The organism is Gracilinema caldarium (genome assembly GCF_029265695.1).
Taxonomy (GTDB): domain Bacteria; phylum Spirochaetota; class Spirochaetia; order Treponematales; family Breznakiellaceae; genus Gracilinema; species Gracilinema caldarium_A.
The window spans coordinates 1-25,388 of the sequence record NZ_JAJUHW010000039.1 but is presented as its reverse complement, the minus strand read 5'-3'; the positions used below and the strand labels follow the sequence as shown (position 1 = coordinate 25,388).

Below are 25,388 nucleotides of genomic sequence, written 5' to 3'. Positions count from 1 at the left end.
GTGGCGAGCAGGGTGTCCCGGTCGCAGTCCGCCCGGAGCCGCAGCAGTTTGAGGGTGTTTCCCGAACTTTCGCCCTTCATCCAGAGTTTGTTGCGGCTCCGGCTATAAAAGCAAAGGTTACCCCGCTGAAAGGTTTCCGCCAGGGCTTCCCGGTTGGTATAGCCCAGCATGAGGACCTGACCGTCCTCCGCCTGGGCGATGACCGGCAGGAGCTGTTCGGTGCCTGGGCTGGCTCCCTCTTTTTTCCAGGCAAGACTGGCGATAAAAGCCTCTGCCAGGTTTATTTTTCCCGTATACAGGGCCATGCCGAGCTGGACATCGCAGCCCAGGCGGGCTATAGCTTCGATTTCTTCCAGGCTGGTCACGCCGCCCGCCACGGTTACCAGGCAGGAGACCGCTTCCCGCAGGGAGCGGACGCTTTCCAGATTGGTGCCGGTCATGGTCCCTTCCCGTTCCACGCAGGTATATAAGAGTTCCCCCGCATAGGGCTCCAGGGCCTTGGCACTCTCTATCAGAGGAAGCCCCGTGGCGGTCTTCCATCCATCAACCACAATTTCGCCTTCCCGGGCGTCGACTGCCACGATGATGCGTTCCCGGCCGATTTTTTTTGCCAGGGCTTCAAGGAAGTCCTTATTGATGCCGAAACTTTCCGGTCCGATCCGGAATGCCTTGGAGCCGATGATGACCTTTTTGGCCCCCAGGCTCACCAGTTCCGCCGCCCGTTCCACCGTGGCAATGCCTCCGCCGACCCGGCAGTCGGCCCGGCGGAGCAGTGACTTTACCAGGTTGTCGTTGGAACCGGTTTTCATGGCCGCATCCAGATCGATGACCGCCACCTCTCCGTATTTGTCAAACTCAGCCGCCAGGGCCGCTGCATCGTCCCGTTCCAGCATGAGCTGGGACCCCTGCTTGAGCTGCACGACCTTACCGTTTTGAATATCTATCGAAGCTATTACCATCGTACTCGTACTCCTTTCTGTTCTGCGTAGGTTTTTATTTCCCCTATGGTTGTTTTTCCGAAATGGAGCATGCTGGCTACCAGGGCCGCATCCGCATTGCCCCCGCTGGGTAAAAGGGCCTCTACGATTTGGTCAAGGCTTCCTGCGCCTCCGGAGGCAATAACCGGAACGGGGACCGCTTCCCCAACCCGGCGGGTGAGCTCCAGGTCGTAGCCAGCGCCTGTGCCGTCCGCATCGATCGAATTAAGGAGTATTTCCCCCGCACCGAGCTTGACCGCATCGACTGCCCACTGAATTGCATCAATCCCCGTATCTTCCCGGCCTCCCTTGGCAAAGGCATGCCAGCGGGGGGCTTCTCCGGGTGCGGACACCCGTTTTGCGTCTATCGATAAAACTACGCACTGGCTTCCGTAGGCTCGGGCCATTTCGGTAAGCAGCGCTGGGTTCCGGAGGGCCGCGGTGCAGACCGAAACCTTGTCCGCCCCGGCGTTCATGGCGAGCCGCATGTCTTCCACCGTACGAATACCCCCTCCGACGCAGAGGGGAATAAAGACTTCCTTGGCAACCTGGCGGACTACTTCCAAAAGGGTGTCCCGGCTTTTGTAGGAAGCACCGATGTCAAGGAAGGTAAGCTCATCTGCCCCCTGTTCATTGTAGCGCCGGGCCAGTTCTACCGGATCCCCTGCGTCCTTAATTCCTTCAAACTTCACACCCTTGACTACCCGGCCGTCGTCCACGTCCAGGCAGGGAATAATCCGTTTAGCGAGCATGGTACACCTCGGCCCAGCGGCGCAGGAGTTCGAGTCCCAGGGGCCCCGATTTTTCCGGATGAAACTGGACCGCCGCGAGGGCTCCCCGTTCTACCGCACTGCAGTATGTTCCATAATAATCCGCTTCGGCGGCGGTCCAGCCTGCCTCCGCGGGGACCACATAATAGGAGTGTATATAGTAAAAGAAGGCCCGTTCGGGCAGGTCTCGAAAGAGACGGGACCGTTCTGCCCCTCGGGTTTCGTTCCAGCCGATTTGGGGTACCTTGGGGCCATTGAATTTCCGAACCGTTCCTGGAATGACCGAAAGTCCCCGAATTTCCCGGCCGTTAACTGGCGGGGCTTCTTCGCTGGTCTCAAACAGGAGCTGGAGGCCGATGCAAATCCCAAAAAAGGGCTTGTCTGCGGCAATCCACTCCCGGATAGCCTCGCTGTAGCCGGATTTGTCTAGGGCTTCCATGGCGGTGGCAAAGTGGCCGTCGCCGGGAAAGATAATGGCCGAGTAGGGCGAGGATGCAGGCCCCGATAGTTCCTCAGGCCCCCGGACAAATTGGGCCGGGAGGCCGAGCCGGGCCAGGGCATTCATCACTGAACCCAGGTTTCCCGCCCCGTAGTTAATGACTCCAATCACGCGAGAACCCCCTTGGTGGAGGGAATCTGGCCCGCAGCGCGGCTATCGACCTCGCAGGCTTCCCGCAGAGCCCGGGCCGCGGCCTTGAAAAGGGCTTCGATTTTATGGTGGTCGCTGCGCCCCCGCAGTATGTCCAGGTGGAGGGCGCAGCCTGCATTACTTGCAAAGCCGAGCCAGAAATCCTCCACCGTATCGGTTTGAAAGCTCGCCCCCGTGGAAACCAGGGGGAGGCCGCTCAAGGAGGCCTCAAAGACGAGGAAGGGCCTTCCGGAAAGGTCTACCGCGGCCCGGGCCAGGGTTTCATCCATGGGGAAAAGGCAGCTCCCTACCCGGACAATGCCCCGCTTGTCTCCCAGCGCCTTGGCAAAGGCCTGGCCCAGGACTATACCTACATCTTCTACCAGGTGGTGCTGGTCTACCTCCAGGTCTCCCCGGGCGCTCAACTCCAGGTCAAAAAGCCCGTGCTTGGCAAAGGTGGTAAACATGTGGGTGAGGAACCCCACCGGGCAGTCGATACGGGCCAAGCCCGTTCCATCAATATTCAGTCTGAGCTGTATATCCGTTTCCCCGGTTTTCCGTGAAATTTCCGCAATCCGTTCCATAGGCCCTCCCGCCCATCAGGGCACTACCTTTCGCAGTTCGTATTCCACAATGTCTGTGGCGCCGAGTTTCTTGAGTTTCGGAATAAGGACCGGCACTTCGTGACGGGGAACAGCCACCTTAACCGCATACCCGTCATCTCCGTACAGAGGCGCGATGGTGGGGCTCCGCATGGCAGGAAGCCCCGCCACCAGGTCGGGAAAACGGATCTTGTTCACGTTCATTTCGAGCATGACCTTTTCCCTGCCGTCCAGTACGGCCTTAAACAGCATCACCAGTTCCTCAATCTGTGCCTTCTTTTCAGGGTCCGCCATGGCTGCCCGGGATGCCACAAAACGGGTCGATGACTCAAGGACCGTATCCACGATGCGAAGCCCATTGTCCCGCAGGGTCTGTCCCGTGGATGTGTTGTCCACAATCATGTCCGCGTCGTCGGGGGGGAAAACCTCCGTGGCTCCGTAGGTCCTGAGGATGCGGAAATCGTAGCCCTTTTTGGTAAGCCATTCCCGGGCCAGGTTCACATATTCGGTGGCTACCACGAGCTTTTTCCCCTTCAGAGCAGCCTCGTCCATTTCGTTCGGTACCGCCGCCACAATCCGCACCCGGTCAAAGCCCAGGTCCATTACCTCCACCACATCGGACCCGGTTTCCCGAATCCAGTCGATGCCGGTAAAACCCGCGTCATGGCTCCCGATTTCCAGGAGTTCCCCGACGTTTTGGGGTTTCATGACCTTGCCGTCCAGCCAGTCAGCGGCGATGCTGGGCCGGTAGGTCCGTTCCGAAAGACTTATCGGTATCCCTGCCTCCGCAAAAAGCCGCGCTACATTGTCAAAAATCCGTCCCTTGGGTATCAGAATCCGCAACTTTCCCATACATACTCCTTCTACAGTAAGAATACGGGGGGCGCCATTGGTACGCCATGAAGACGTGCATCAGACGCGCCCCCCGCCGCTAACCCGGCGGGACCTCTGGGCTATTGCCGGATATGGCACCGGATTTTTACGCTCCGGTGCTATTCCGTTGTCCCGCCGGTTTTGCGGCCCCCCACAACCATGGTGGGGCTGGGTAATCTCCCTCTCCCAGAGGACTGCCTTCTTTAGGCTGGTTCCCCGAGAGTGGGCTTTAAGGGCATAAAAAAAGCCGTGGACCCCATAGAGCCCACGGCTGTATATGCCGAACAGAACCGCAATGCGGCACCGGACCCTATGCCCCCCAACATGAGTACCCGTGATGATGATGGTGGTGGTTCATAGTAATCCGTTTCATATAAATATACTATCGGTATGCAAAAAATATGTCAAGGGGTGTATAAATATGCAATAATGCATTTTTTAGGTGGAGGGCTTTGTTTTGTCATAAAAATCCTGATAGGATTCTCCATAAATGCGGTTGAGATAAAGGAAGTAACTATATGGCAGAATACGACAAGGTGGGTGAGCGGATCCGGAAGGTTCGGGAATCGCGGAAAATTACGACGGCAGATTTGGCAGAACGGGCAGGGTTGAATCCGGATTTGGTAGCGGGACTGGAAAACAATGAGATGCCGCCGTCCCTGGCGCCGCTTATTAAAATTGCCCGGGTTTTAGGGGTGCGGCTGGGGACCTTTCTGGATGATGTGGATTCCCTTGGTCCTGTCATTTCTCGAGCAGGTTCCCCGGTAAAGGCGGTGCGGTTTGCAGGCAGTGCAGGAGCCGTATCAGGAGAATTAGATTTTTATTCCCTGGCCCACAACAAAGCTGGACGCCACATGGAACCCTTTGTTATAGATATTCACGGGTCTTCATCAAAAGAAATAAAACCTTCTTCTCATGAAGGAGAGGAATTTATCTATGTGCTGCAGGGAAGGGTAGAAATTTTCTACGGGAAAGAAACCTACCTTCTTGAGGCGGGGGATTCTATCTATCTCGATTCTATTGTGGATCATCATGTGCACAGCAAAAATGGGGAGGCAAAAATCCTCGCCGTTGTGTATACCCCCTATTGAAAGGAGCATTCCATAATGCAGCAGAGTAACTTTCAGCTTTTAGATAAAACCCTTGGCCAGGTTCTGGAAGAAAAGACCCTAGCCCATCCCCACAAAGAATTTCTTGTATATTCGGACCGGAATCTTCGTTTTACCTATGCCCAGTTTAATGATCGGGTCAACGCCCTCGCCAAAGGCCTCCTTGCTATTGGGCTTAAAAAAGGGGACCACCTGGGAATTTGGGCTACCAATGTGCCTGACTGGCTTACCTTTATGTTTGCCACCGCCAAAATTGGCGTAGTGCTCGTAACTATTAACACCAACTATCGGACTGCGGAGCTTGAATACCTGGTGAAGCAGGCGGATCTTTCCGCCCTGGCCCTGATCGACGGCTGGCGGGACAGTGACTATGTGGCCATGGTCTACGATCTTATCCCGGAACTCCGCCACAGTGAACGGGGCTATTTGAAAAGCATCCGCTTTCCCCGGCTTAAACATGTCATGTTTATCGGCCAAGAAAAACACCGGGGCATGTACAACACAAGCGAGCTATTGCTCCTGGGCACCCATATTGATCATGCGGTCCTGGAACGGGCAAAGCGTGAGCTCTCCTGCGAGGATGTCATCAATATGCAGTATACCTCCGGTACCACGGGCTTCCCCAAGGGGGTTATGCTGACCCACCGGAATATACTGAATAACGGCTATTTTGTGGCCGAAAGCCAGCGGTTCGGCGAAAATGAGCGGCTCTGCGTGCCGGTGCCGCTTTTCCATTGTTTCGGCTGTGTCATGGCGGTGCTGGGGACCTTGACCCACGGGGGCACCCTGGTCATGCTTGAAAGTTTTGACCCCCTCCTGGTGCTGGCTTCGGTGCAGAACGAAAAATGTACCGCCCTGTACGGGGTGCCCACCATGTTTATCGCCGAACTGAACCATCCCATGTTTCCCCTCTTTGATACTTCTTCCCTCCGTACAGGCATTATGGCCGGCGCTCCCTGTCCCACGGAGGTGATGAAACGGGTCATCAACGATATGCACTGCCGGGACATTACCATTGCCTACGGGCTTACCGAGACGTCGCCGGTCATGACCCAGACGACACCGGAGGATCTCTTTGAGATGAAAGTCGCCTCCGTAGGGCGCCATCTGCCGGGGGTGGAAGTAAAAATTGTGGATCCTGAGACCGGCAAGGATTGCCCGCCGGGCATACAGGGCGAAGTGTGCTGCCGGGGCTACAATGTCATGAAGGGTTATTACAACAAACCGGAAGAAACGGCGAAGGCTATCGATGCCGATGGCTGGCTCCATTCGGGAGACCTGGGGACGGTGGACACGGAAGGGTATTTCCGTATCACCGGCCGCATCAAGGATATGATTATCCGGGGCGGCGAAAACGTGTATCCCCGGGAAATCGAAGAATTTCTTTATAATATGGAAGGTATCCGGGATGTGCAGGTGGTTGGAGTACCGAGCAAGAAGTACGGCGAAGAAGTGGGGGCCTTTATCATCCTTAAGGAAGGGGCGACCATGGAAGAGGCGGATGTCCGGGACTACTGCAGGGGTAAAATTTCGCGGCATAAAATCCCCCGCTATGTATTTTTTGTAACCGAATACCCCATGACCGCTAGCGGCAAAATACAGAAATACAAATTGCGTGACCTTTCGTTGAAACTCCTGGAAGAACAGGGGATAATCCCGGAGTAAATGGGCTAAAAACTCTAATGTTTACAGAATAAACATTTTCTCTTATACTTCCACAAGGCGGTGCGACCGATAGCATTCTGCCGATGGCAGTGTGCCTATCGTAGTCTGCCTATAGTAGTTAGCCTGGAAAAAGAATATACTGGTACTGGCTCTTCTTTCTGGAGGTTCCCTGTGGAGCATGGATATAAAATACTTTTATCCCTGTTAACCTTTTTATGCGTCTCTGGCTTATATGCCGGCGGAGCAGGGCTGAACCTCGGGAAGGGTATTAATATGGGAAATTATCTGGAAGCCGCCGGCCAGGAAGGGGCCTGGACCGGGGGCCTCCTGATTCAGGAAGATGACTTTAAACGGATTCGGGAAAATGGATTTGATACGGTCCGGATTCCCGTCCGCTGGTCCGACCATTGCCTAAAAACTGCTCCGTATACTATAGACCCCGCATTTATGTCCCGGGTAAGTCAGGTTGTCCAATGGGCCCTTTCAAATAATCTCAAGGTTGTTTTGAATGTTCACCATTATGAAGAGATGATGAACCAGGGACGCGAGAAATTACCTTATCATCGGGAGCGGCTCTCTGCTATCTGGGCCCAGATTTGCGACGCCTTTCCCCTCACAACCTTCCCTCAGGACAAGCTGGTCTTTGAACTTCTCAATGAACCGAATGGGACAGTTGGTTTTTCGGAGTGGAACGAGATCATTAAAGATCTTACCGATCTTATCTGGAAAACTAAAAAGCAAACCGAACGCTTTATCATGATTGGAACCGCCAATTGGGGCGGGGTTGACGGGCTTGAGAAATTAATGCTGCCAGAATCCTGTAACAGTAATAATACGATAATTACCATACACTTCTATGAGCCCTTTCAGTTTACCCATCAGGGGGCTGAATGGGTACAGGGGTCTTCCCGCTGGATTGGGACCCGCTGGAAGGGCAGCCCAAAGGAACAGCAAAGTTTAATCACCTTGCTTGATGCGGTCCAAGCTTGGAATCGCAGGCCAAAGCGGAATTTTCATATATTTCTCGGAGAATTTGGTTCCTATGGCAAACATGCGCTCCCCCAGGATCGCAGGGCCTGGACTGCTTTTGTTGTCCGAGAGGCTGAAACGCGGGGCATGAGCTGGGCTTACTGGGAATATTCCCAGGGATTTGGTGCTTATGATCCTGTTTCCGGCCAATGGCGGCAAGAAATCATAGGAGCCCTGCAGGGAGATGGATCTTTATGAAAGGGGTTTGTATTCGTTTATTAATGGTCGTTTTACTGGGCTTCTTTTTTGTAAGCTGTTCGCTCAAGCCCATCAAAATTGGTTTTATCGGGGGGCTCTCGGGTTTTAATTCTGATCTCGGAATCAGCGGCAGAAACGGAGTATCCCTGGCAATCGACGCGATCAATAGTCAGGGCGGTATCCGGGGGCGGAGGATTGAGCTTCTGGTTCGGGATGATAAACAGGATCCCAAAGCTGCCGTTTCTGTGTTCCGCGAGCTTGCAGCAGAAAGGGTTGTGGCAATTATCGGGCCCATGACAAGCAGTATTGCTCGGGAACTTATTCCCTTGTCTAACGAATCTCATATTCCCCTTATAAGCCCCTCTGCCAGCAGTCCCGATTTCAGCGGTCTCGATGATATGTTTATTCGGCTTACCACTCCTAACACTAACGAAGCCTTAGGGCTGGCTCAGGAATCTTATAAGCGGGGAGCAAAAAAGCCCTGTGTGGTTGATGATCTATCGAACCAGGCCTTTTCTCAGCCCCTGGCGCGAACCTATACCGCCGAATTTCGTCGTCTCTCAGCAGATCAAGGGGGTGATGTGCCGGTTGTTGTTCTCCCCTATGATCCAAAGGATCCCCTGGGAACCCAAACACTGCTTACCGGTCTGGAACAGTACAAACCAGACCTGGTGCTCTTTACTACCAACAGTATGGATACAGCAATTCTCGCTCAATTGATCAGGCGGTCAGGGTTTTCCATGTCCTTTTTAGGTACCGGGTGGTCCATGTCCCAGAGCCTGATAGAGAATGGAGGACACGCGGTAGAAGGCATGGCCTTTACCGTTCCCTTTAATCCCCAGTTCGAAGCGGCTACCTGGAAGCAATTTGTCCAGAAGTATAGCCAGGCTTTTGGGAAGGATCCTGATTTTGGTGCAGCTCAAGGCTGGAATGCGGTGCTCGTCCTTGCAAAGGCTATAAAAGAGAACGGAACCAAAAATATTAAGGAATCAATCATTAACAAACAGTACGATGGCCTGCAGGGGCCGTTCTCGATCGATCCCTATGGCGATCCGATTATTCCGTTCCAACGGCTGGAAATTCGATCCGGTAAACTTGTAGCCACTCCATGATATACTTATGAACAGAAGTATTCGAAAAACCTTAATTGCCATGATCAGCCTCTCTGTTTTGCTTCCCATGCTTGCCATGTCGGCTGTTTTGTTTTGGGTAATAAAACGGGGTATAAATGACACGGTCATTCAAAGAAACCAAATACTTTCTAAAAGCATAGCTCTGAGTGTTGAACAGCAGATTCTTGATGCAAGCACACTGCTGCAAAGTGTTACATCCGAATTATCTTTTAAGGATAACCTATCAAAAAAACTCGCAGAGTCCAGTTTGGTGAGCAGCGGCATCTATGAAAATGTGTTTTTTATTAATGAAGATGGTTTTGTGATTGATACGATTCCGCAAAATAAAATCTTTAAAGGATTCGACTTTTCACGTCATACCTATGTGCAGCAAGCTCTCAAACGGACGACAGCCGATCCGGTTTATTCACCTGTGTTTATTTCTACCCAAACTAAGAATCCTACTCTTATGGTTGCGGTACACCAACGTGATGGGGTTGTTGCAGCATACCTGAATCTTGCATGGTTATCGCGGCTCTCAAACATGCTGGGAAATGAACAAATTACATCCCTTGCTATTGTTGACAAATATGGAACCATCTTTGCATCTCGTTATAAATCTTTTGTCGAAGAACAATACTCAATCACCAATACAGAGCTTTTTGACTGGGCCCAGAAAAACCGCAAAGGGACCATACGGCACCTATTCAATGGATATGATCTCATATCATCAGTCAGTTTTATTCCAGGACCAGACTGGTATGTAATTGTAACCGAAACCGCTCAAAATGCATTCAAGACTGCAACCGATGTGGTGATAATTGGCATTGTTGTTTCTCTTCTGGCATTCTTTTTGGAAACCCTTGTAGGATACAGCCTAGGTAAAAATATAATAGTTTCTATTGATGTATTGACCAAAGAAAGTCAGCAAGTTCAGCAAGGTGTGTATCAGATTATCCGTCACAGAAGTTCCTACCGCGAAATAAACCGGCTTATCGATACCTTTAACACCATGTCTGCGGAAGTGCGGACCAGGGAAAATCAATACGAAGAAACGAACCGGGAATTGCAGGCGGCGCTCCAACAAAAAGATATATTGCTCCGGGAAATCCATCACCGGGTAAAAAACAACATGCAAATCGTATCCAGTCTCCTCGCCCTGCAGGGGGATGAGCTTGCCTGTGAAAAGGACCTTGAACTTTTTGAAAACTCCCGGCTCCGTATCCAAAGCATGGCTATGGTACACGAAAAGATTTACCAGACCGATGGTGTGGAATCCCTGCCCCTCAAGGCCTATATCGAGGATTTAGTGGAGTTGCTCCTCGCAAATAGTCCCAAACAGGTCAATTACACTATTTATGGAACAGAAATCCCGATTACCCTGACCCAGGCTATCCCCTGTGCGCTTTCAGTATTCGAAGCCTGCATGAATGGAATAAAATATGGTGTCAATGAAGATGGTCTTGTACAACTTGTCATTAGTATCGATAAGGACGACATTGGCATGGTTCGGATTATGGTAAAAGATTCTGGTCATGGGTTCCCAGAAGACTTTAATCCTACTGCGGGCCGCTCCCTTGGTTTTACCCTGATGCAGGGGCTTATGGACCAGCTCAAAGGAAAGCTCTCCTGGCGCAATGAAGGCGGAGCGGTGGTGGAGTTTAGTTTTCCTTGCTAAGATAATATCTTTACTATCAAGCCTATCAAAACAATAACCGCATTGAGCAAGTTATGAGCCAGCATAGACCCAATAATGCTTCTGGTTCTTAGAAACAAAAAGGTGTAAAAAATGCCAAAAACGAGACACGTAAGTTGTTGTAATAGATTAAAATAGGTAACCCTAAATGGTACAAGAGTAAAATTGATATGGGCCAGCATAAAGATGACAGTTGCTATAAGCCCCGCAATAATCTTGCTCTTTCTTTCTGATATTCCACGTCTCGTACTGAATACCAACAATGGGGTGATGACAAGGGATCTGAATAAGAGTTCTTCGCTCGTTCCAGATAATAGAATTTGAAATGCAAAATAGGTAATAAAATTTTTTATGGTGAGAGGAAATGGAAAGGAGTTTATCATTATGCCTGATAAGCGCATTGCGAGGGCGATACTCCCCTGAAAAATGAACCAAAAGAGGCAAAATTTTAGTACCGTTCTAATAGCATAGGACAGTTCATTGCAGGTAAAACCAAAATCTTTTAAAGGAATAGCCGCAAACAAAGATATTAAATAAATAAGCAATAATGCACACAGGGCCTGTATTATATGATGCACGGTGATATATAAAAAACTGCCATCCAGATCAATGTAATACAGATTGTCGTAAATCGGACGAGCAATACTAAAAGCCGCATCACTTGCAATCCGGGTAATTGCAAGAAAGAGAATACCCAAGAAGGCGATTTTATAGTAAGTATGTGTGTTTATCATTGCAGAATGTTAACACTGTTAACATTTATGGTCAAGGGTCAAAATAAATTACTTTTGTATTGACAAACCTTGCAATGAAGTTTAATGTGGATCTTATCAATCAATTCGGGAAACCGAAAATCTAAGCAAAGGAGACCGGTGAATGCGAATTAATGCAGTTGTTGTACGCCTGTACATCGAAGCTCGGGGCATTTTTGCCTCTGTAACGCCCGGCAGCTGGCTATTCCGGTCTTTCCAATAACATATTGTTGGATTAACAAACGAATAGGACCAGCTCCACGGGAAGCCTGGTCCTTTTTTATTGTTCTATCATACAAAGACACGGATTAGGCTTCATCGCGCAAAACCATCTTCCAGGAGGAAGACCGTGTCGCAAACAACAAAAGAAATTTACAGCATCCAGAAAAACTCGTGGCCGCCCTATGGCCGTATCGGCCTCTTGTGGAACGCATTGGGCAAACATCGGTTTCTGTACCTAGCGGGGCTCTTGGCCCTGCTGTTTGAAGTGTTTTTTACTTTTATTTCCCCTATGATCGTAAAGATCACCATAGACAGCATTATCGGAACGGCGCCCCTTGTGTTACGGCTTCCGTTGAACATCCTTATAGACTTAAGCGCCTATGACTCATGGAGACCCTGGCTCAGATCCCATCTGTGGGTTGCGGGGCTTGCGTTCGCATCCATGATATTGATGCAGGCCCTGTTTAGTTTTATTGCCTCACTCTGTATCAACATTTCTGCTGAGGAAAGTGCAAAGCGGCTCCGGGACAGGCTCTATCGGCATATCCAGTACCTACCCTATGAAACGTTGCTTCGAGCCCAGACCGGTGATTGGCTCCAGCGATGCACCTCCGATGTGGATACGGTGCGCCGGTTTTTAGCCTTTGAATTTGTGGAGCTTTTCAGGACCCTGGCCCTGGTCAGCTTTGCCTTTCCCATCATGCTTTCCTTGAGCCCCCATCTTACACTCTGGGGGAGTCTCGTGATGCCGGTCATTATTCTCTTTTCGTTTTTCTTTCAGAGAATAGTGGAACGCTTATTTCTCGTGGCCGATGAACGGGAGGGTATCCTTTCGGGCATTGTTCAGGAAAATGTAACCGGTATCCGGGTTGTTCGGGCCTTCGCCCGGCAGCAGTATGAGATTGAACGCTTTGCAAGGGCCAACAGCAACCTGCGGGACCAGGTGTACAAATTGATAACCTGGCTCGCCTTTTACTGGGGTTTTTCAAGTTTCCTCGGGCTGCTCCAAATCGCATTCCTCTTGGGCGCCAGTTTGCACCTCTTTGCAGGCGGAACCATTACCTTGGGCCTTTTAGTGCTGTTTTTAACCTATGAACAGCAGGTTCTTTGGCCGGTCAGGCAGTTCGGGCGGATTCTTGCGGATACGGGTAAAACAAAAGTGTCCCTTGGCCGTATTGCCGAATTGCTCGTTCTGGCAAAAGAAGAAGACCTCGTACAAGCTCATGTTCATCATAAAATCGACTGGAGCAGGGCTTGCATTGAGTTCCGGAATGTATCCTTTACCTATCCGGATGGGACTGAGGTCCTTAAGGATATTTCATTTACGGTAAATCCCGGAGAGCGGCTCGCCATAGTCGGCCCCACGGGGAGCGGAAAATCTACGCTGGTCCATTTGCTTCTCCGGTTTTATGAACCAAGTGCGGGGGAAATCTTAATCGGCGGCCGCGATCTACGGAGCATTCCAAAGGAAGAACTGCGGAGGAATGTTTCTATCGTACTCCAGGACAGTTTTCTCTTCGGGAAAACTGTCAGGGAAAATATTGTAATAGGCCAGGATGCAATCGATGAAAAGCGGCTTGTAAAGGCCGCTGAAGTGGCGGCCTTTCATCAGGTTGCCCTCGGTTTTCAAGATGGCTATGAAACAATGGTCGGAGAACGGGGGGTAACCCTCTCCGGAGGCCAGCGCCAGCGGCTTGCCCTTGCCCGGGCTTTGCTGCGGGATGCTCCCATCCTTGTTCTTGATGACAGCCTGAGCGCGGTAGACACCGAGACAGACCGGCTTATCCGGGAATCTATCGGAGAAGGAACTTCGACATCAATCATCATTGCCCACCGGCTTACCACCCTTGCCGAAGCAGACCAGATACTTGTTTTGGAAGCGGGCCGGGTGACCGGACTGGGCAATCATGAAACACTGGCCGCGCAGCCGGGCTTTTACCGGCGGCTTGCGGAATTACAGAGCGCTTTTTCGCTTTAATTCGCTCTAAAAAGGATTACTTATGTCAGAATATAATAAATTTGAAGAAAAAGAATATAGCTCCCGCTTTGATGTGGATGTGTGGAAAAAGATCTTCCGTTTCGGAAAATTCTTGTATCCCGTCATCGGGGCCCTTGTGGTCATTATGATCGGTGTGGCCATACTGGATGGAATATTTCCCCAGATGACCCGCTATGCCATCGATACCCTTATTCCTGATCTTGGAAAACCGGGATCGGAAGGACGCATCGCAAACTTTGTGGTTCGCTACGGCTTATTAGCCCTTTTACAGGGCTTTAATGTGTGGGCCCTCATCATGGTGGCCGGCATTATCGAAGTCCGGCTTTGCCATACCCTGCGAGATAAGGCATTCCGCCGGCTTCAGGAGTTGAGTTTTTCCTACTATGACCGAACCCCGGCGGGGTGGATTATAGCCCGGATGACATCGGATGCCCAGAAGCTGGGAGATACCATAGCCTGGGGTATTGTGGACCTTGTGTGGGGAACAACCATGATGATAACCATTGTCATCTTCATGATTGTCATGAACCCCCTACTGGCCGCAATCACCCTTGTGTTTGTGCCTCCGCTTTTGCTGGTAACCTTCTGGTTCCAAAAAAGAATCCTTGCGACCCAGAGAAAATCCCGGAAGGCCAATTCAATCGTTACCGGGTTCTTTAATGAAGGTCTCCAGGGAGCCCGTACTTCCAAGGCCCTTGGTATAGAAGAACATAATTGCAGAGACTTTGCGCACAGGAGTACTACCCTGCGGGACTATGCAATCCGGGCGGCACGACTGTCCGCCATCTATCTTCCGATGGTTATATTCCTTGCAGCGACAGGAGCGGCCCTCGCGCTGGGGGCCGGCGGCAGTTTTCTCCTTAAGGGAAGCATCAGCGTAGGAACCCTCGTGGCTTTTGTGAATTATGCCATGATGTTTTTTGACCCCGCCCGGGAAGTTGCGCGGGTTCTTTCCGAATTCCAAGCTGCCCAGGCCAGCGCGGAGCGGCTCGTGGGGCTTATCGAAACAGAGCCAGAAATTGTCGATCGGCCTGGCGCTGCAGCTTCATCTACGGTAGTCGGCAACCTGGTTCTAGACCGTGTATCCTTCCGGTATGGGAAAGAGGGGCCCTGGATTTTTAAGGATTTCTCTTTGACAATCCCCGCAGGACAAACCCTAGCGGTGGTCGGCGAGACGGGCTGCGGAAAATCTACCCTGGTAAACCTCATGTGCCGTTTTTATGAACCAGAAGAAGGATCCATATTGATAGACGGCCAGGACTACCGGGAACGGACCCAGCACTGGCTCCACAGCCAGCTGGGTTATGTGCTGCAGACTCCGCTCCTCTTTTCCGGTACCGTAAAGGACAATATCCGTTACGGTAGACTGGACGCGACGGATGAAGAAATATACCGGGCTGCCCGGGATGCCAATGCCCTTGGCTTTATAGAACGACTCGAAAAGGGCTTTGATACTCCGGTCGGAGAAGGGGGCGCGCTCCTCTCGGTGGGGCAGAAACAGCTTATCAGCCTTGCCCGGGCTCTTGTGGCGGACCCCCGTATCATTGTGCTGGATGAAGCTACCAGTTCGGTGGACACCGAGACGGAGGTGCTCATACAGCACGCCATAGAACGGCTGCTTGCGGGGAGAACCAGTATCGTCATTGCCCACCGGCTTTCTACCATTCGGACCGCGGACCGCATTATTTTGCTGGACAAGGGCAGGATTGTAGAAGACGGAAACCACGAGGAGCTCATGGTCCGCCGTGGCGCCTACTGGAAGCTCTATACCCAGCAATTCCTGGAAGAAGAAGCCTTTCTTGAGGCTTCAGGAGCCTAAGGCTCTTGATATTTACTGTTAACATTGTTAACTTTAACGCATGGAAAATGAAGATAAAAATACGAAACAATTGATACTGGAAAAGGGAGCCCTCTTGCTGGCCCAGCAGGGCATAGAGGGCCTTTCCATGCGGAAGCTGGGCGCCCTGGTCGGCGTGAGCCAGGCTGCAATTTACCGGCATTTTGCAAACAAGGAAGAACTGCTCAGGGCGATTATACAGAATGGATATGGGCGCCTTGTATCGGCCTTGCGAGCCGTTTTAGAAAACGAGCATCTGAGCCCTGCACAAAAGGTGCGTGAGGCTGTTTATGCCTATATCAATTTTGTACTTGAGTCTCCTGACTTGTTCAAAGCAGTCCTCTTGCAGGACTCTCGTCCTGCCCGGCAGCAAGTCCATTCTGTCCGAAAGGATATCGGCAAAAACAGGGAAACCTTTGCCATGTTTATTAAGGTACTCTCCGAAGGCATGGCAAAGGGAGACTTTGCCCCCGCAGATCCAGAGCTCACCGCCTTGGCAATCTGGGCGAGCCTCACGGGACTTGCATCCCGCATAGCGGTGGAAAGGTCCATGGCACCGGACCTGCGGAATCAGCTTATTGAGCGATTCTGCGCCATTATCCTCGGCGGCTTACAGTACAAATACTGAAAAGCCGCGCCTGTCAGAAGCACTACTAGCAGGCTCCGATATCTCGCCTGTAGCCCATGCCGTCAAAGCGGACCGCATCCATGGCGCTGTAAGCCCGGCTGCGGGCTTCTTCCAGGCTAGAGCCCGGGGCAGATACCGCGAGGACCCGGCCGCCGCTTGTTCTTAAGCTGCCCTGGTCTAAGGCCGCGCCGGCAATAAATACCTGAGCGCCGGAAGCGGCGATTTTTTCTTTTCCAAGGCTGATGAGATCCCCTTTCCGGTAAGGGCCCGGGTAGCCCTCCGCTACTGCCACGGGGGCACAGACAAAGCCGCCATTCCATTTCAGTTCATATTGATGAAGTTTTCCCTCTGCAATACTTTGGCAGAGTTCTGCCATATCGCTTGCCATAAGGGGCAGTACAGCCTGGGTTTCCGGGTCCCCCAGGCGAACATTGTATTCCAAAAGATAACAGCGGTTATCCTGAACCATGAGACCAAAGAAAATAAAGCCCCGGTAATGGAGCCCTTGAGCCTGGAGTCCCCGGAGTGTCGGTTCTAAAATATGTTCCCGGAAATCCTTTTGGGCCGCTTCGGTAAAATCCGGCACGGGAGCAATAGCTCCCATACCGCCGGTGTTGGGGCCCTCGCCGCCGTCGTAGCGGCGTTTGTGGTCCCGGGCCGGAATAAAGGGAATAATCCGAGCCGTATTTGGATCTAGGTCAGGCCCTGCTTGCACTGCGGCCAGAATCGATACTTCCTTTCCTTCAAGATATTCTTCTATAACAAGGGTGGACCCCGCATCTCCCAGGGCCTTTTCCTGCATAAAGTCCCGGACCGTAGCCTCCGCTTCCTCGGCCCGGCTGGTGATAACCACCCCCTTGCCTGCGGCGAGGCCGTCGGCCTTAATAACCAGGGGCCGCCCACGGTCCGGGCCTGCAAAGTGGCTCCGGACCAGATCCATGGCAGCTCCGTAATCTGTGAATGTATTGCTCTGGGCAGTCCGGACACCGTGGGCGGCCATAAAGGTTTTTGCAAAGGCCTTGCTCGATTCAAGCCGGGCGGCGGCGGCCCGGGGGCCAACCACCGCAAGGCCCGCTTGGCCAAAAAGGTCAGCAATACCAGATGCGAGGGGGGCTTCTGGTCCCACCACGGTAAGGTCTATGTTTTCGGTGCGGGCAAAGTTAACCAGAAATTGCTGAGCCGCCAGAGCCCCCGGGTCGCCGCCAGGAACTGCCACATTGCGGCACTTTGCTTCCAGGGCGGTGCCGCCGTTCCCCGGCGCCACATAGATTTGTTCTACCCGCCCTGATTGGGCAAGTTTCCATGCAATGGCGTGTTCCCGTCCGCCAGAACCAATAACCAAAACCTTCATAGACTATCCTTTGTAGGACCAGATTATATCGCGGCCAATTAATGTTTAAAGTGCCGGCTTCCGGTAAAGACCATGGCGATGCCGAGCCGGTCTGCAGCTTCTATGGATTCCTTGTCCCGTATGGAGCCGCCGGGCTGAATTATGGTGGTGATGCCTGCGGCGGCGGCGGCTTCTACAACGTCGGCAAAGGGGAAGAATGCGTCTGAGGCAAGAACCCGCGCTCGCTGCCCCGTACCGGTTGCCGCCGCCGCCCGGTCTAAGGCCTGCTGGGCAGCCCAAATACGGTTGGTTTGACCGCCGCCGATACCGAGGGCGGAGCCATCCTTTACAACCACAATAGCGTTGGATTTAACGAAGGTAACCACCCGCATTCCGAAGAGCATATCATCAAGATCCGCCGGGTCCGGGGCTTTCTTCGTTACCACTTCCCATTTTTCAATGAGCCGCATGTCCCGGGACTGGACCAAAAGACCCCCATCAACAGAAATGCATTCCACCCTATCCTGGGGGGCCAGCGGGGCCTTCATGACCCGGAGGTTCTTTTTAGCTTTGAAGATTTCCAGAGCTTCCGCGGTAAAGTCCGGGGCCACAACGATTTCAAGGAAGAGTTCTGCGAGTTTTTCGGCGGTGGCCCCGTCTACCGGAGCGGTACAGGCGACGATGCCGCCGAAAATGGAAAGCGGGTCACAGGCATAGGCCTTTTCGTAGGCTTCGAGGATGGTGGAGCCGTAGGCGACGCCGCAGGGGGTGTTGTGCTTGACCGCCACACAGGCGGCGGGAAACTCGCGATTTGAGGCGCCGCGGCCTAGGAGGTGTTCATCAACCTGACCCAGGGGAGGCACTACGGTCCCGTTGGGGAAGCGGACCCCCAGGGCGCAGGCGGCCTTCCATGCCAAATCAAGATCCCGGATGTTGTTGTAGCTCAGTTCCTTACCCTGAATCTGTTCCATCGCAGCCAGCGCGCCGGTACTGTCCGTATTCACATAGAGGGCGGCGCTCTGGTGGGCATTTTCGCCGTACCGGAGGCTTTGTTTTTTCTCAAGGCTCATGGGCCAATAATGGGGATAGTCTTCTTCCAGTAAATAGCGGGAAATCGCACCGTCATAAGCGGAAGTGAGATTAAAGACCTTGCCGGCAAGGCGCTTGCGGAACTCCAGGGGAACCGAGCCCTGGCTCAGGTACTGCCGGACCTCTGCATAGTCCGCCGGATCGGTGAGTACGAGTACATGGGCAAAGTTTTTAGCCGCCGAGCGGAGCATGGTGGGGCCGCCAATATCGATAAACTCAACGGTGTCTTCCAAAGAAAGCCCCGCCTGGACTTTTTCGAAAAAGGGATAGAGGTTCACGCACACCAGGTCGATGGTTCCCAGGCCAAGTTTTTCCAGGGTCTCCATGTGTTCCGCCACATCCCGGCGGGCCAGGAGCCCCGCATGAATGGCGGGGTGCAGGGTTTTTACCCGGCCGTCCAGGCATTCGGGAAAACCGGTCACCGCCGAGACATCTGTAACCGGGAGGCTCTGTTCCTTAAGGTACTTGGCGGTGCCGCCGGTGGAAAGGAGTTCCCAGCCTTCCTGGACGAGAAAGCTGGCCAGGTCGAATATACCTGTTTTGTCAAATACACTGATTAATGCACGCTTTTTCATTGCTAGTCCCTTGTTATTGTATTGGGCTCTCAGGAGGATGCCCTTCTATTGTCCAAATTACCCAGACGGGAAAGGAGTTCCAAAACGCCATCGACGATGGCGATGTGTTCTTCATGATGAATCCGTTCGGCAAGACTTTCTGGTGTATCCTTGGGCAAGACCGGCACGGTTCGCTGCAAAAGGATGGGCCCCGTGTCGGTGCCCTGATCTACGATATGGACCGTACAGCCCGAAACGGTTTCCCCTGCTGCGAGTACTGCCTGATGCACCCGTTCGCCGTACATGCCCGGGCCGCCAAATTTTGGAAGGAGGGAAGGGTGTATATTGATGATCCGCTCTCGGTAAGTGTCGAGTATGGGGCCCTTTAATATAGAAAGAAACCCCGCGAGGACAATGAATTCAGCTTGTGCTTCCCGGACCGCAGCCAGTATCCGGTCTGACAGGTCCCGGCGCCGCGCTTCCTTGGGCAGGTTTTGGTCTGCTTCTATGAGCAGGGCCTTTTTTCCCGCAAGCCGGGCCCGTTCAAGGGCATAGGCGCCGCGCCGGTCCGAAATTACCAGGGCTACCCGGCCCCGGCCGAGGCGGTCAGAACGTTCGGCGTCCAGCAGGGCCTGCAGGTTCGTGCCGTTTCCCGACACAAGCACGGCGAAGGGCACTGGGGTGTTTTTGTCGGCAGCGGGCTCCGCGGCGACGCTGGCCGCGGTAACCCCATTCTCGGCGCCGCCTGCTGCGGCGGCACCGCCCGCTGCAGTGGTATCGCCCGCTGCGGCAGGGCCGCCTGCTATAGCCCTGCCGTCAGCAGCATAAGCCCTATTCAAAGCGGACCTCGCCGAGGCCGGGATTTTTGCCGCTCTTGCCCTGTCCGCCTGAAGCGGCGGCGCCAGCCTCAGATGTTCCGGCCAAACTGCCGGCAGTACCGGAAGTAGGATACGGCCCGACCCGGCCGATTTCCCAGGCCGGGTAGCCCTGACTGTCAAGGAACTCGATGGCAGTCTGGACATCTTCCTTTTTAAGGGCCAGCACAAAGCCGATGCCCATGTTGTAGGTATTGAACATGCTGCGCCGGAGTTCCGAGTCTTCCCGGAGGAGCCGCTCCCCTTCCTGCTGGGCAGCGGCACCCTTGAGGGGGCCCTTGCCGTCCGTCGCAGCGCCGTAGGCAATGCGGGCAAAAATAGGCGGTATGGGCCAGGCGCCGTTTTTAATGATGGCAGTCCGCGGTTCAGCGAACATTCGGGGGATGTTTTCATAAAAACCGCCACCGGTGATATGGGCCATGCCGCGGACTTGGACCCGTTCCATGAGGGCTAAGACGGGTTTTACATAGAGCCTAGTCGGTTCAAGCAGGGCATGACCGATAGGCATGCCGCCAAAATCTTCAGCCAAATCGGTAATGACCCTGCGGATAAGACTGTAGCCGTTAGAATGGGGGCCTGAGGACGCGATACCCACGAGGACATCATCAATCTGTATCTTTTGACCGTTTACAATGTTTTTCCGGTCCACAATGCCAACGGAAAAACCGGCGATATCGTATTTTCCTTCATCATAAAAACCGGGCATTTCTGCGGTTTCTCCGCCCAGGAGCACCGAGCCGGTTTCTCGGCAGCCCGTGGCTACGCCCTTAACGAGGCTGGCGGCGATTTCCGCATCCAGCTTCCCGCAGGCCAGGTAGTCGAGGAAAAAGAGGGGCCGCGCTCCGTGGCAGAGTACGTCGTTGACGCACATGGCTACACAGTCGATGCCGACGGTGTCGTATTTTTTCATACGGAAGGCGATGTCGAGCTTGGTGCCCACCCCGTCAGTTCCGGAAACGAGTACCGGGTCTTCCATGCCCGATCCTGCCTGAATCAGTTCCTTGAGGGACATCATACCGGCAAAGCTGCCGATTTCATTGATGACCGAACGGGCGACGATGCCGTCTGCCATGGTTGCGGCGGCCAGGTCCTTGTAGCGTTCTACCGCCCGGTAGCCCTCGGTAATATCCACTCCTGCCTGCTTGTAATCCATTTTTCTTCCTTAATTAGTCTTCTCCCGGTGTCGGAACCGGGTATTCTCCGGTAAAACAGCCAAGGCAATAGCCCGCTTCCCCGTCCAGGGCTTCCAGGAGCCCCTCGGTGGAAATAAAAGCGAGGCTGTCGGCCCCGATGGCCTGGCATATTTCTTCCACACTGCTTGCGTTGCCAATGAGGTCCTTTCGGTGGGGGGTATCGATACCGAAATAGCAGGGGAAACGGACTGGCGGCGAGCAGACCCGGAAATGGACTTCCTTGGCTCCGGCCCGTCTTAAGAGTGTCACGAGGCGGCGGCTCGTGGTTCCCCGGACAATGGAGTCATCGATAATGACGACCCGTTTCCCCGACACTTCGCTCTTTAGGACGTTGAGCTTTACCGAAACCGCCCGTTCCCGTTCGTCCTGGTTCGGGGCGATAAAGGTGCGGCCCACGTATTTGCTCTTAACAATGCCGAAGCCAAAGGGTGTTCCCGTAGCCCGACCGTAACCGATGGCAGCGGGAACTCCCGAATCGGGGACGCCGATAACCAGGTCCGCCACGACCGCCGATTCCCTGCCGAGGATTTCCCCCGCCCGGATACGGGCCTGGTATACATCAACCTTATCGATGGTGCTGTCGGGCCGGGCAAAATAAATGTACTCAAAAGCACAGACCGCCTTGCGGGTCCGTTCGCCGAAGCGGAACGAAAGAACGCCGTTCTGATCGATGACGACGATTTCCCCCGGATCGATGTCCCGGACAAATTCGCCGCCCACCGCATCGATGGCGCAGGATTCGCTGGCCAGCACCCAGCCGTTTTCTATTTTGCCAAGGCAGAGGGGGCGGATGCCGTGGGGGTCCCGGGCGCCGACAAGGCTTGTCTCGGTCATGACCACCAGGGCATAGCTTCCCTTGATAAATTGGATGGTATCGGTCAGGGCTTTTTCGAGCCCCTTTTTATAATTTTTAGCGATCAGATTGATGATAACTTCGCTGTCGCTGGAGGATACGAAGCCGACGCCGGCATCTTCAAGCAGTTCTCGTACCACCGTTGCATTGGTCAGATTCCCGTTGTGGGCCACGGCAATGGAACCGAGCTTAAAGCGGCTTACGAATGGCTGGGCATTTTCTATGGTGCTGGAACCCGCGGTAGAGTAGCGGACGTGGCCGATGGCGAGGGGCCCCGAAAGCTGGGCAAGTGTAGCGGGGTTAAAAACTTCGCCCACCAGGCCCATGCCTTTCCTGCTCTCTATAGTGCCGTCTCGGGCCACGGCGATACCGGCGCTCTCCTGTCCTCGGTGCTGGAGCGAAAAAAGGCCATAGTAGACCAGGGGTACCACGTTCTGGTCCGCCTTATTTGAATAGACCCCGAAAACGCCGCATTCTTCGTGGAGTTTGTCATCCATCATGGCTCTGCTCCTCTCTCTGTCAAAACCGTCCCCGGTCCATTCGCGCTTGATTGGCCCTTAGCGGCTGATCCGGGACAGGATTTCCACATAGGCTTCTTTTACATTTCCCAGGTCCCGGCGGAACCGGTCCTTGTCGAGTTTTTCATTGGTTTTAGCGTCCCAGAACCGGCAGGTATCGGGGGATATTTCGTCTGCCAGGACGAGTTCCCCTTGAGAAGTCTTTCCGAATTCGAGTTTAAAATCGATGAGCCTAATGCCCCGTTCCAGGAAAAAGGCCTTGAGTGTTTCGTTGATGCGTCCGGCGAGGCGGTAGATTTCCTCAAGCTCCGCAAAGGTAGCCAGTCCAATGGCGACCGCGTGGTAATCGTTGATGAGGGGGTCCCCCAACGCGTCGTTTTTATAGGAGATTTCGAATACCGTGGTTTTAAGTTCTGTGCCTTCTGGAACGCCAAGCCGCTTGGACATGGAACCCGCCGCGACGTTGCGGACAATCACTTCCAGGGGAATAATGGTTACCTTTTTGCATAGTACATCCCGGTCATTGAGTTGCTCCACAAAATGAGTAGGGATGCCAGACTTTGCAAGGAGGGAAAAGAGTATTGAGGTGATTTTATTGTTCATGACGCCCTTGTCTTCTATTTGGCCCTTTTTTTCGCCATTAAAAGCCGTAGCGTCGTCCTTATAATGGATGATTACGAGGTCTGGGTCGGTGGTGGCAAAGACCTTTTTAGCCTTGCCTTCGTATAATTGCTGTGCCTTGGTATACATGGGCGGAGCCTCCCCGTCGTAGATTGACGTATGCCCCTCGGCCCCTGTAGGTATGGCTGGCCTGAGGAAAACAGGTCCCCCTGCCACATTATGTCTCTCAGCCCATAGTCAGGATGTTTACGGCTTCCTGGTAGAGACACCCCGACCGTATTACGGGGCATATATGGACCGATGGCGTACTGTCTGGCCGCAGACTACCACAAAGGGGCCCTACTGGACAAGGGGGGCGGGGCATTAATGCCACTCTCTACATTTCCTGGCTGCGCAGGAAGTCCTCGAGCTGTTCAAGCTGTTCCTCGGTGCCGATGGCAATGAGGCTGTCGCCTGCCTGGAGGGGAATGCTGGCCAGGCTTGTCCGTTCCTGGCTGTTGGACCGAAGCGAGCCGTTTTCATCAACAATAGCTAAAATGATAGCTCCTGTTTTTTGGACACAATATCGAGGAAGTGAGTGAGCGTTGGCTTTAGGATGCTTTCCACAATCCGCCTCCCCACTATCTGATACGGGGTTATTACCACATCCGCCCCGGCCCGTTTTAGCTTTTTTATAGCCCCTTCGCTTCTCGCTTCGGCAATAATTTTTAGCGAAGGGTTTAACTGTCGGGCGGTCATAACAAGAAATAGGTTTGCCGCATCATCATCCAGCACCGCGATGAGGCTCTGGGCAACATCAATTTTGGCTTCCCGCAGGATGTCTTCGTCCTGGGGGTCCCCAGACACGGGGACGGTGTATTCGGGGTCTTTAATACTATCTTGATGAACATTTTTATCTATCAGCACATGGTACAGTTGGGCTCGGCTAAATTCCTGGGTTATTTCTCGCCCGATAGGCCCGTAGCCGCATACAATATGGTGGTTTTGCAGTCGTTTCTTTAATAGATTCATGCGCCGCTCCTTAAAGGTATTCATGACAGGCCCTTCGAATAGGTAGGTAAAAAGGGTGGTGATGGCAAAACCGGCCGAACCGATGCCGAGGACAATGTAGGCAATGGTAAAGAGTTTCCCTGCCCGTGACAGGGGCGCCACTTCGGTAAATCCTACGGTGGTTAGGGTAATAATGGACATATAGAGTGCATTCAGAGGATCCCAGTGCTCAATTTCCATGTAGCCGATCGTACCGGTTGCAAGGAGCGTAAGCAGGAGCCCTATCGAAAAGATGATACGATGACTCAGCTTCATATAGAGCTATTATAGCAATTTTCCGAAGACGATGCCCCAGGTTTCCTGCGTAATTTCTGTCATACCGTAGCGGCGGTAAAAAGCGATGCCCCCCTGATTAGCCGCGCTGACCCCCAGGTGAAAGCCCCGGCATCCCTTGCGGACAAAACGGTCGGAAATGGCGTCCATAAGCCGTCTTCCCCAGCCAGAGCCCTGGGCTTCAGGCAATAGGTCGATATGAATATGACCCGGATAGTCCGCAGCCCAGGGCGGGCATTCAAGGGGCTGAGAAAAGAGTTTCCGTACTGATGCCTCTGTGGGGCTTTTTGCGCCATCCACATCACTTGCGGGCTCTGCGGCCCCATAGATGGCTGCTGCAGAAGGCAGCCAGCGGCGGTTAAACCACTCTGTATAGGCTGCTGTGTCGGAGGTCCCGAGAATATAGCCCACTGGACGTGTGAGACCATGGTATTCACCTTCCAAAATGAGAACACAATCGGGTTCGAAAAAAGCGTAGGGCGCTGCATAGAACTGACCCAGCACATAAGGGTCATGATATAAATCGGTAGCATCCTTGCCGTTGTCGCCGGTTTTAAGGCAGATTTCGTACAGGTAGGGGAGATCAGGCTCCCGGTACTCACGTATGTCCATTGCTAAAACATACCCGTAGTTTGCAAATTGCGCAAGGGTAATGAGACTGATTACTTTCTTATAATCACGAGGTGCCGTTCTTCTTCAAGGAATGGCACCTGAATGGGTAGAGCTTCCCAGCCTGAGACTAGATGTTCTATGGGTGCCATTTCCTCGTGGATTTTTTCTAGACGGCCCTTGTAAGCCGCTAGGACACCGTCTGGGGTAAGGAGCTTGGTAAGAGCTTTAAGCATGGGCGGCTCCAGGGGGCGGAAGGCCCGAAATGTGATGAGATCAAAGGGACCGGAGCGGGCTTTTTCGATGTCCGCCTGTTCAAGGCGGAC

23 protein-coding genes and 1 riboswitch are annotated in these 25,388 nt (G+C 53.2%); of the genes, 8 read left to right on the top strand and 15 right to left on the bottom strand.

The features are described 5' to 3' along the window. From Q7P68_RS11375 to hisG, 5 genes are all read right to left on the bottom strand, one after another. On the bottom strand, positions 1-959 hold a 959-nt coding region (locus tag Q7P68_RS11375; RefSeq protein ID WP_304225754.1), incomplete at its 3' end, for a HisA/HisF-related TIM barrel protein. Next, positions 953-1,729 (bottom strand): imidazole glycerol phosphate synthase subunit HisF, encoded by a 777-nt coding sequence (gene hisF / locus Q7P68_RS11370; RefSeq protein ID WP_304225752.1) that lies wholly within the window; start codon positions 1,727-1,729, stop codon positions 953-955. The genes Q7P68_RS11375 and hisF, both read right to left, overlap by 7 nt. Next, positions 1,719-2,357: an imidazole glycerol phosphate synthase subunit HisH gene (gene hisH / locus Q7P68_RS11365; protein ID WP_304225750.1), complete on the bottom strand. Its 639-nt coding sequence runs from the start codon at positions 2,355-2,357 to the stop codon at positions 1,719-1,721. Before hisH ends, hisF begins: the two co-directional genes overlap by 11 nt. Beyond that, positions 2,354-2,959: an imidazoleglycerol-phosphate dehydratase HisB gene (hisB, locus tag Q7P68_RS11360; protein WP_304225748.1), complete on the bottom strand. Its 606-nt coding sequence runs from the start codon at positions 2,957-2,959 to the stop codon at positions 2,354-2,356. Before hisB ends, hisH begins: the two co-directional genes overlap by 4 nt. A gap of 15 nt (positions 2,960-2,974) precedes the next feature. Beyond that, positions 2,975-3,829, bottom strand: a complete 855-nt coding sequence (gene hisG, locus Q7P68_RS11355) for an ATP phosphoribosyltransferase (protein ID WP_304225746.1) — start codon at positions 3,827-3,829, stop codon at positions 2,975-2,977. Between the two features lie 539 nt (positions 3,830-4,368). Between hisG and Q7P68_RS11350 the strand changes: the two genes are divergently transcribed. From Q7P68_RS11350 to Q7P68_RS11330, 5 genes are all read left to right on the top strand, one after another. After that, positions 4,369-4,941, top strand: a complete 573-nt coding sequence (locus Q7P68_RS11350; protein WP_304225744.1) for a helix-turn-helix domain-containing protein — start codon at positions 4,369-4,371, stop codon at positions 4,939-4,941. A 15-nt stretch (positions 4,942-4,956) separates the two neighbouring features. Further along, positions 4,957-6,624, top strand: coding sequence for an AMP-binding protein (locus Q7P68_RS11345; protein ID WP_304225742.1), 1,668 nt, complete (start codon positions 4,957-4,959; stop codon positions 6,622-6,624). 171 nt (positions 6,625-6,795) lie between these two features. Further along, a complete protein-coding gene (locus tag Q7P68_RS11340) occupies positions 6,796-7,851 on the top strand; it encodes a glycoside hydrolase family 5 protein (protein WP_304225740.1) in 1,056 nt (351 codons plus the stop codon). After that, a complete protein-coding gene (locus tag Q7P68_RS11335) occupies positions 7,848-8,963 on the top strand; it encodes an ABC transporter substrate-binding protein (RefSeq protein ID WP_304225738.1) in 1,116 nt (371 codons plus the stop codon). The genes Q7P68_RS11340 and Q7P68_RS11335 overlap by 4 nt, the downstream gene beginning before the upstream one ends. Positions 8,964-8,970: 7 nt before the next feature. Next, positions 8,971-10,641, top strand: coding sequence for a histidine kinase dimerization/phosphoacceptor domain -containing protein (locus Q7P68_RS11330; protein ID WP_304225736.1), 1,671 nt, complete (start codon positions 8,971-8,973; stop codon positions 10,639-10,641). Here Q7P68_RS11330 and Q7P68_RS11325 read toward each other — a convergent pair. After that, on the bottom strand, positions 10,638-11,393 hold the full coding sequence (locus Q7P68_RS11325) for a CPBP family intramembrane glutamic endopeptidase (RefSeq protein ID WP_304225734.1): 756 nt from the start codon (positions 11,391-11,393) through the stop codon (positions 10,638-10,640). The genes Q7P68_RS11330 and Q7P68_RS11325 overlap by 4 nt on opposite strands. A 367-nt stretch (positions 11,394-11,760) precedes the next feature. On the opposite strand from Q7P68_RS11325, the gene Q7P68_RS11320 reads away from it, so the two are divergent. Genes Q7P68_RS11320 through Q7P68_RS11310 form a run of 3 tightly spaced genes read left to right on the top strand, consistent with a single transcriptional unit; the run spans position 11,761 to position 16,097 of the window. Continuing rightward, positions 11,761-13,611: an ABC transporter ATP-binding protein gene (locus Q7P68_RS11320; protein ID WP_304225733.1), complete on the top strand. Its 1,851-nt coding sequence runs from the start codon at positions 11,761-11,763 to the stop codon at positions 13,609-13,611. Positions 13,612-13,633: 22 nt separating this feature from the next. Next, positions 13,634-15,451, top strand: a complete 1,818-nt coding sequence (locus Q7P68_RS11315; RefSeq protein ID WP_304225731.1) for an ABC transporter ATP-binding protein — start codon at positions 13,634-13,636, stop codon at positions 15,449-15,451. 40 nt (positions 15,452-15,491) lie between these two features. Further along, positions 15,492-16,097: a TetR/AcrR family transcriptional regulator gene (locus Q7P68_RS11310; protein WP_304225729.1), complete on the top strand. Its 606-nt coding sequence runs from the start codon at positions 15,492-15,494 to the stop codon at positions 16,095-16,097. Positions 16,098-16,122: 25 nt separating this feature from the next. Here Q7P68_RS11310 and purD read toward each other — a convergent pair whose 3' ends face one another. From purD to Q7P68_RS11265, 9 genes are all read right to left on the bottom strand, one after another. Then, entirely contained in the window at positions 16,123-17,448 is a 1,326-nt protein-coding gene (purD, locus tag Q7P68_RS11305; protein WP_304225727.1) for a phosphoribosylamine--glycine ligase, read from the bottom strand. 38 nt (positions 17,449-17,486) lie between these two features. Beyond that, entirely contained in the window at positions 17,487-19,091 is a 1,605-nt protein-coding gene (gene purH, locus Q7P68_RS11300; RefSeq protein ID WP_304225726.1) for a bifunctional phosphoribosylaminoimidazolecarboxamide formyltransferase/IMP cyclohydrolase, read from the bottom strand. 29 nt (positions 19,092-19,120) lie between these two features. Next, positions 19,121-19,909, bottom strand: a complete 789-nt coding sequence (gene purN, locus Q7P68_RS11295; RefSeq protein WP_369695322.1) for a phosphoribosylglycinamide formyltransferase — start codon at positions 19,907-19,909, stop codon at positions 19,121-19,123. Beyond that, the gene (gene purM / locus Q7P68_RS11290; RefSeq protein ID WP_304225724.1) at positions 19,902-21,098 is read right to left on the bottom strand and encodes a phosphoribosylformylglycinamidine cyclo-ligase; all 1,197 of its coding nucleotides are present in this window, start codon (positions 21,096-21,098) and stop codon (positions 19,902-19,904) included. The genes purN and purM overlap by 8 nt, the downstream gene beginning before the upstream one ends. Positions 21,099-21,111: 13 nt before the next feature. Beyond that, complete coding sequence (purF, locus tag Q7P68_RS11285; protein ID WP_304225722.1) at positions 21,112-22,491, bottom strand: amidophosphoribosyltransferase; 1,380 nt, start codon at positions 22,489-22,491, stop codon at positions 21,112-21,114. A gap of 57 nt (positions 22,492-22,548) precedes the next feature. Further along, complete coding sequence (gene purC / locus Q7P68_RS11280; protein ID WP_304225720.1) at positions 22,549-23,259, bottom strand: phosphoribosylaminoimidazolesuccinocarboxamide synthase; 711 nt, start codon at positions 23,257-23,259, stop codon at positions 22,549-22,551. A gap of 85 nt (positions 23,260-23,344) precedes the next feature. Further along, positions 23,345-23,446, bottom strand: a riboswitch (purine riboswitch). A gap of 215 nt (positions 23,447-23,661) precedes the next feature. Continuing rightward, entirely contained in the window at positions 23,662-24,435 is a 774-nt protein-coding gene (locus Q7P68_RS11275; protein WP_304225718.1) for a potassium channel family protein, read from the bottom strand. Positions 24,436-24,444: 9 nt separating this feature from the next. Next, entirely contained in the window at positions 24,445-25,065 is a 621-nt protein-coding gene (locus Q7P68_RS11270; protein ID WP_304225716.1) for a GNAT family N-acetyltransferase, read from the bottom strand. 50 nt (positions 25,066-25,115) lie between these two features. Next, the coding region (locus Q7P68_RS11265; protein ID WP_304225714.1) for an RsmG family class I SAM-dependent methyltransferase at positions 25,116-25,388 on the bottom strand (273 nt) is incomplete at its 5' end.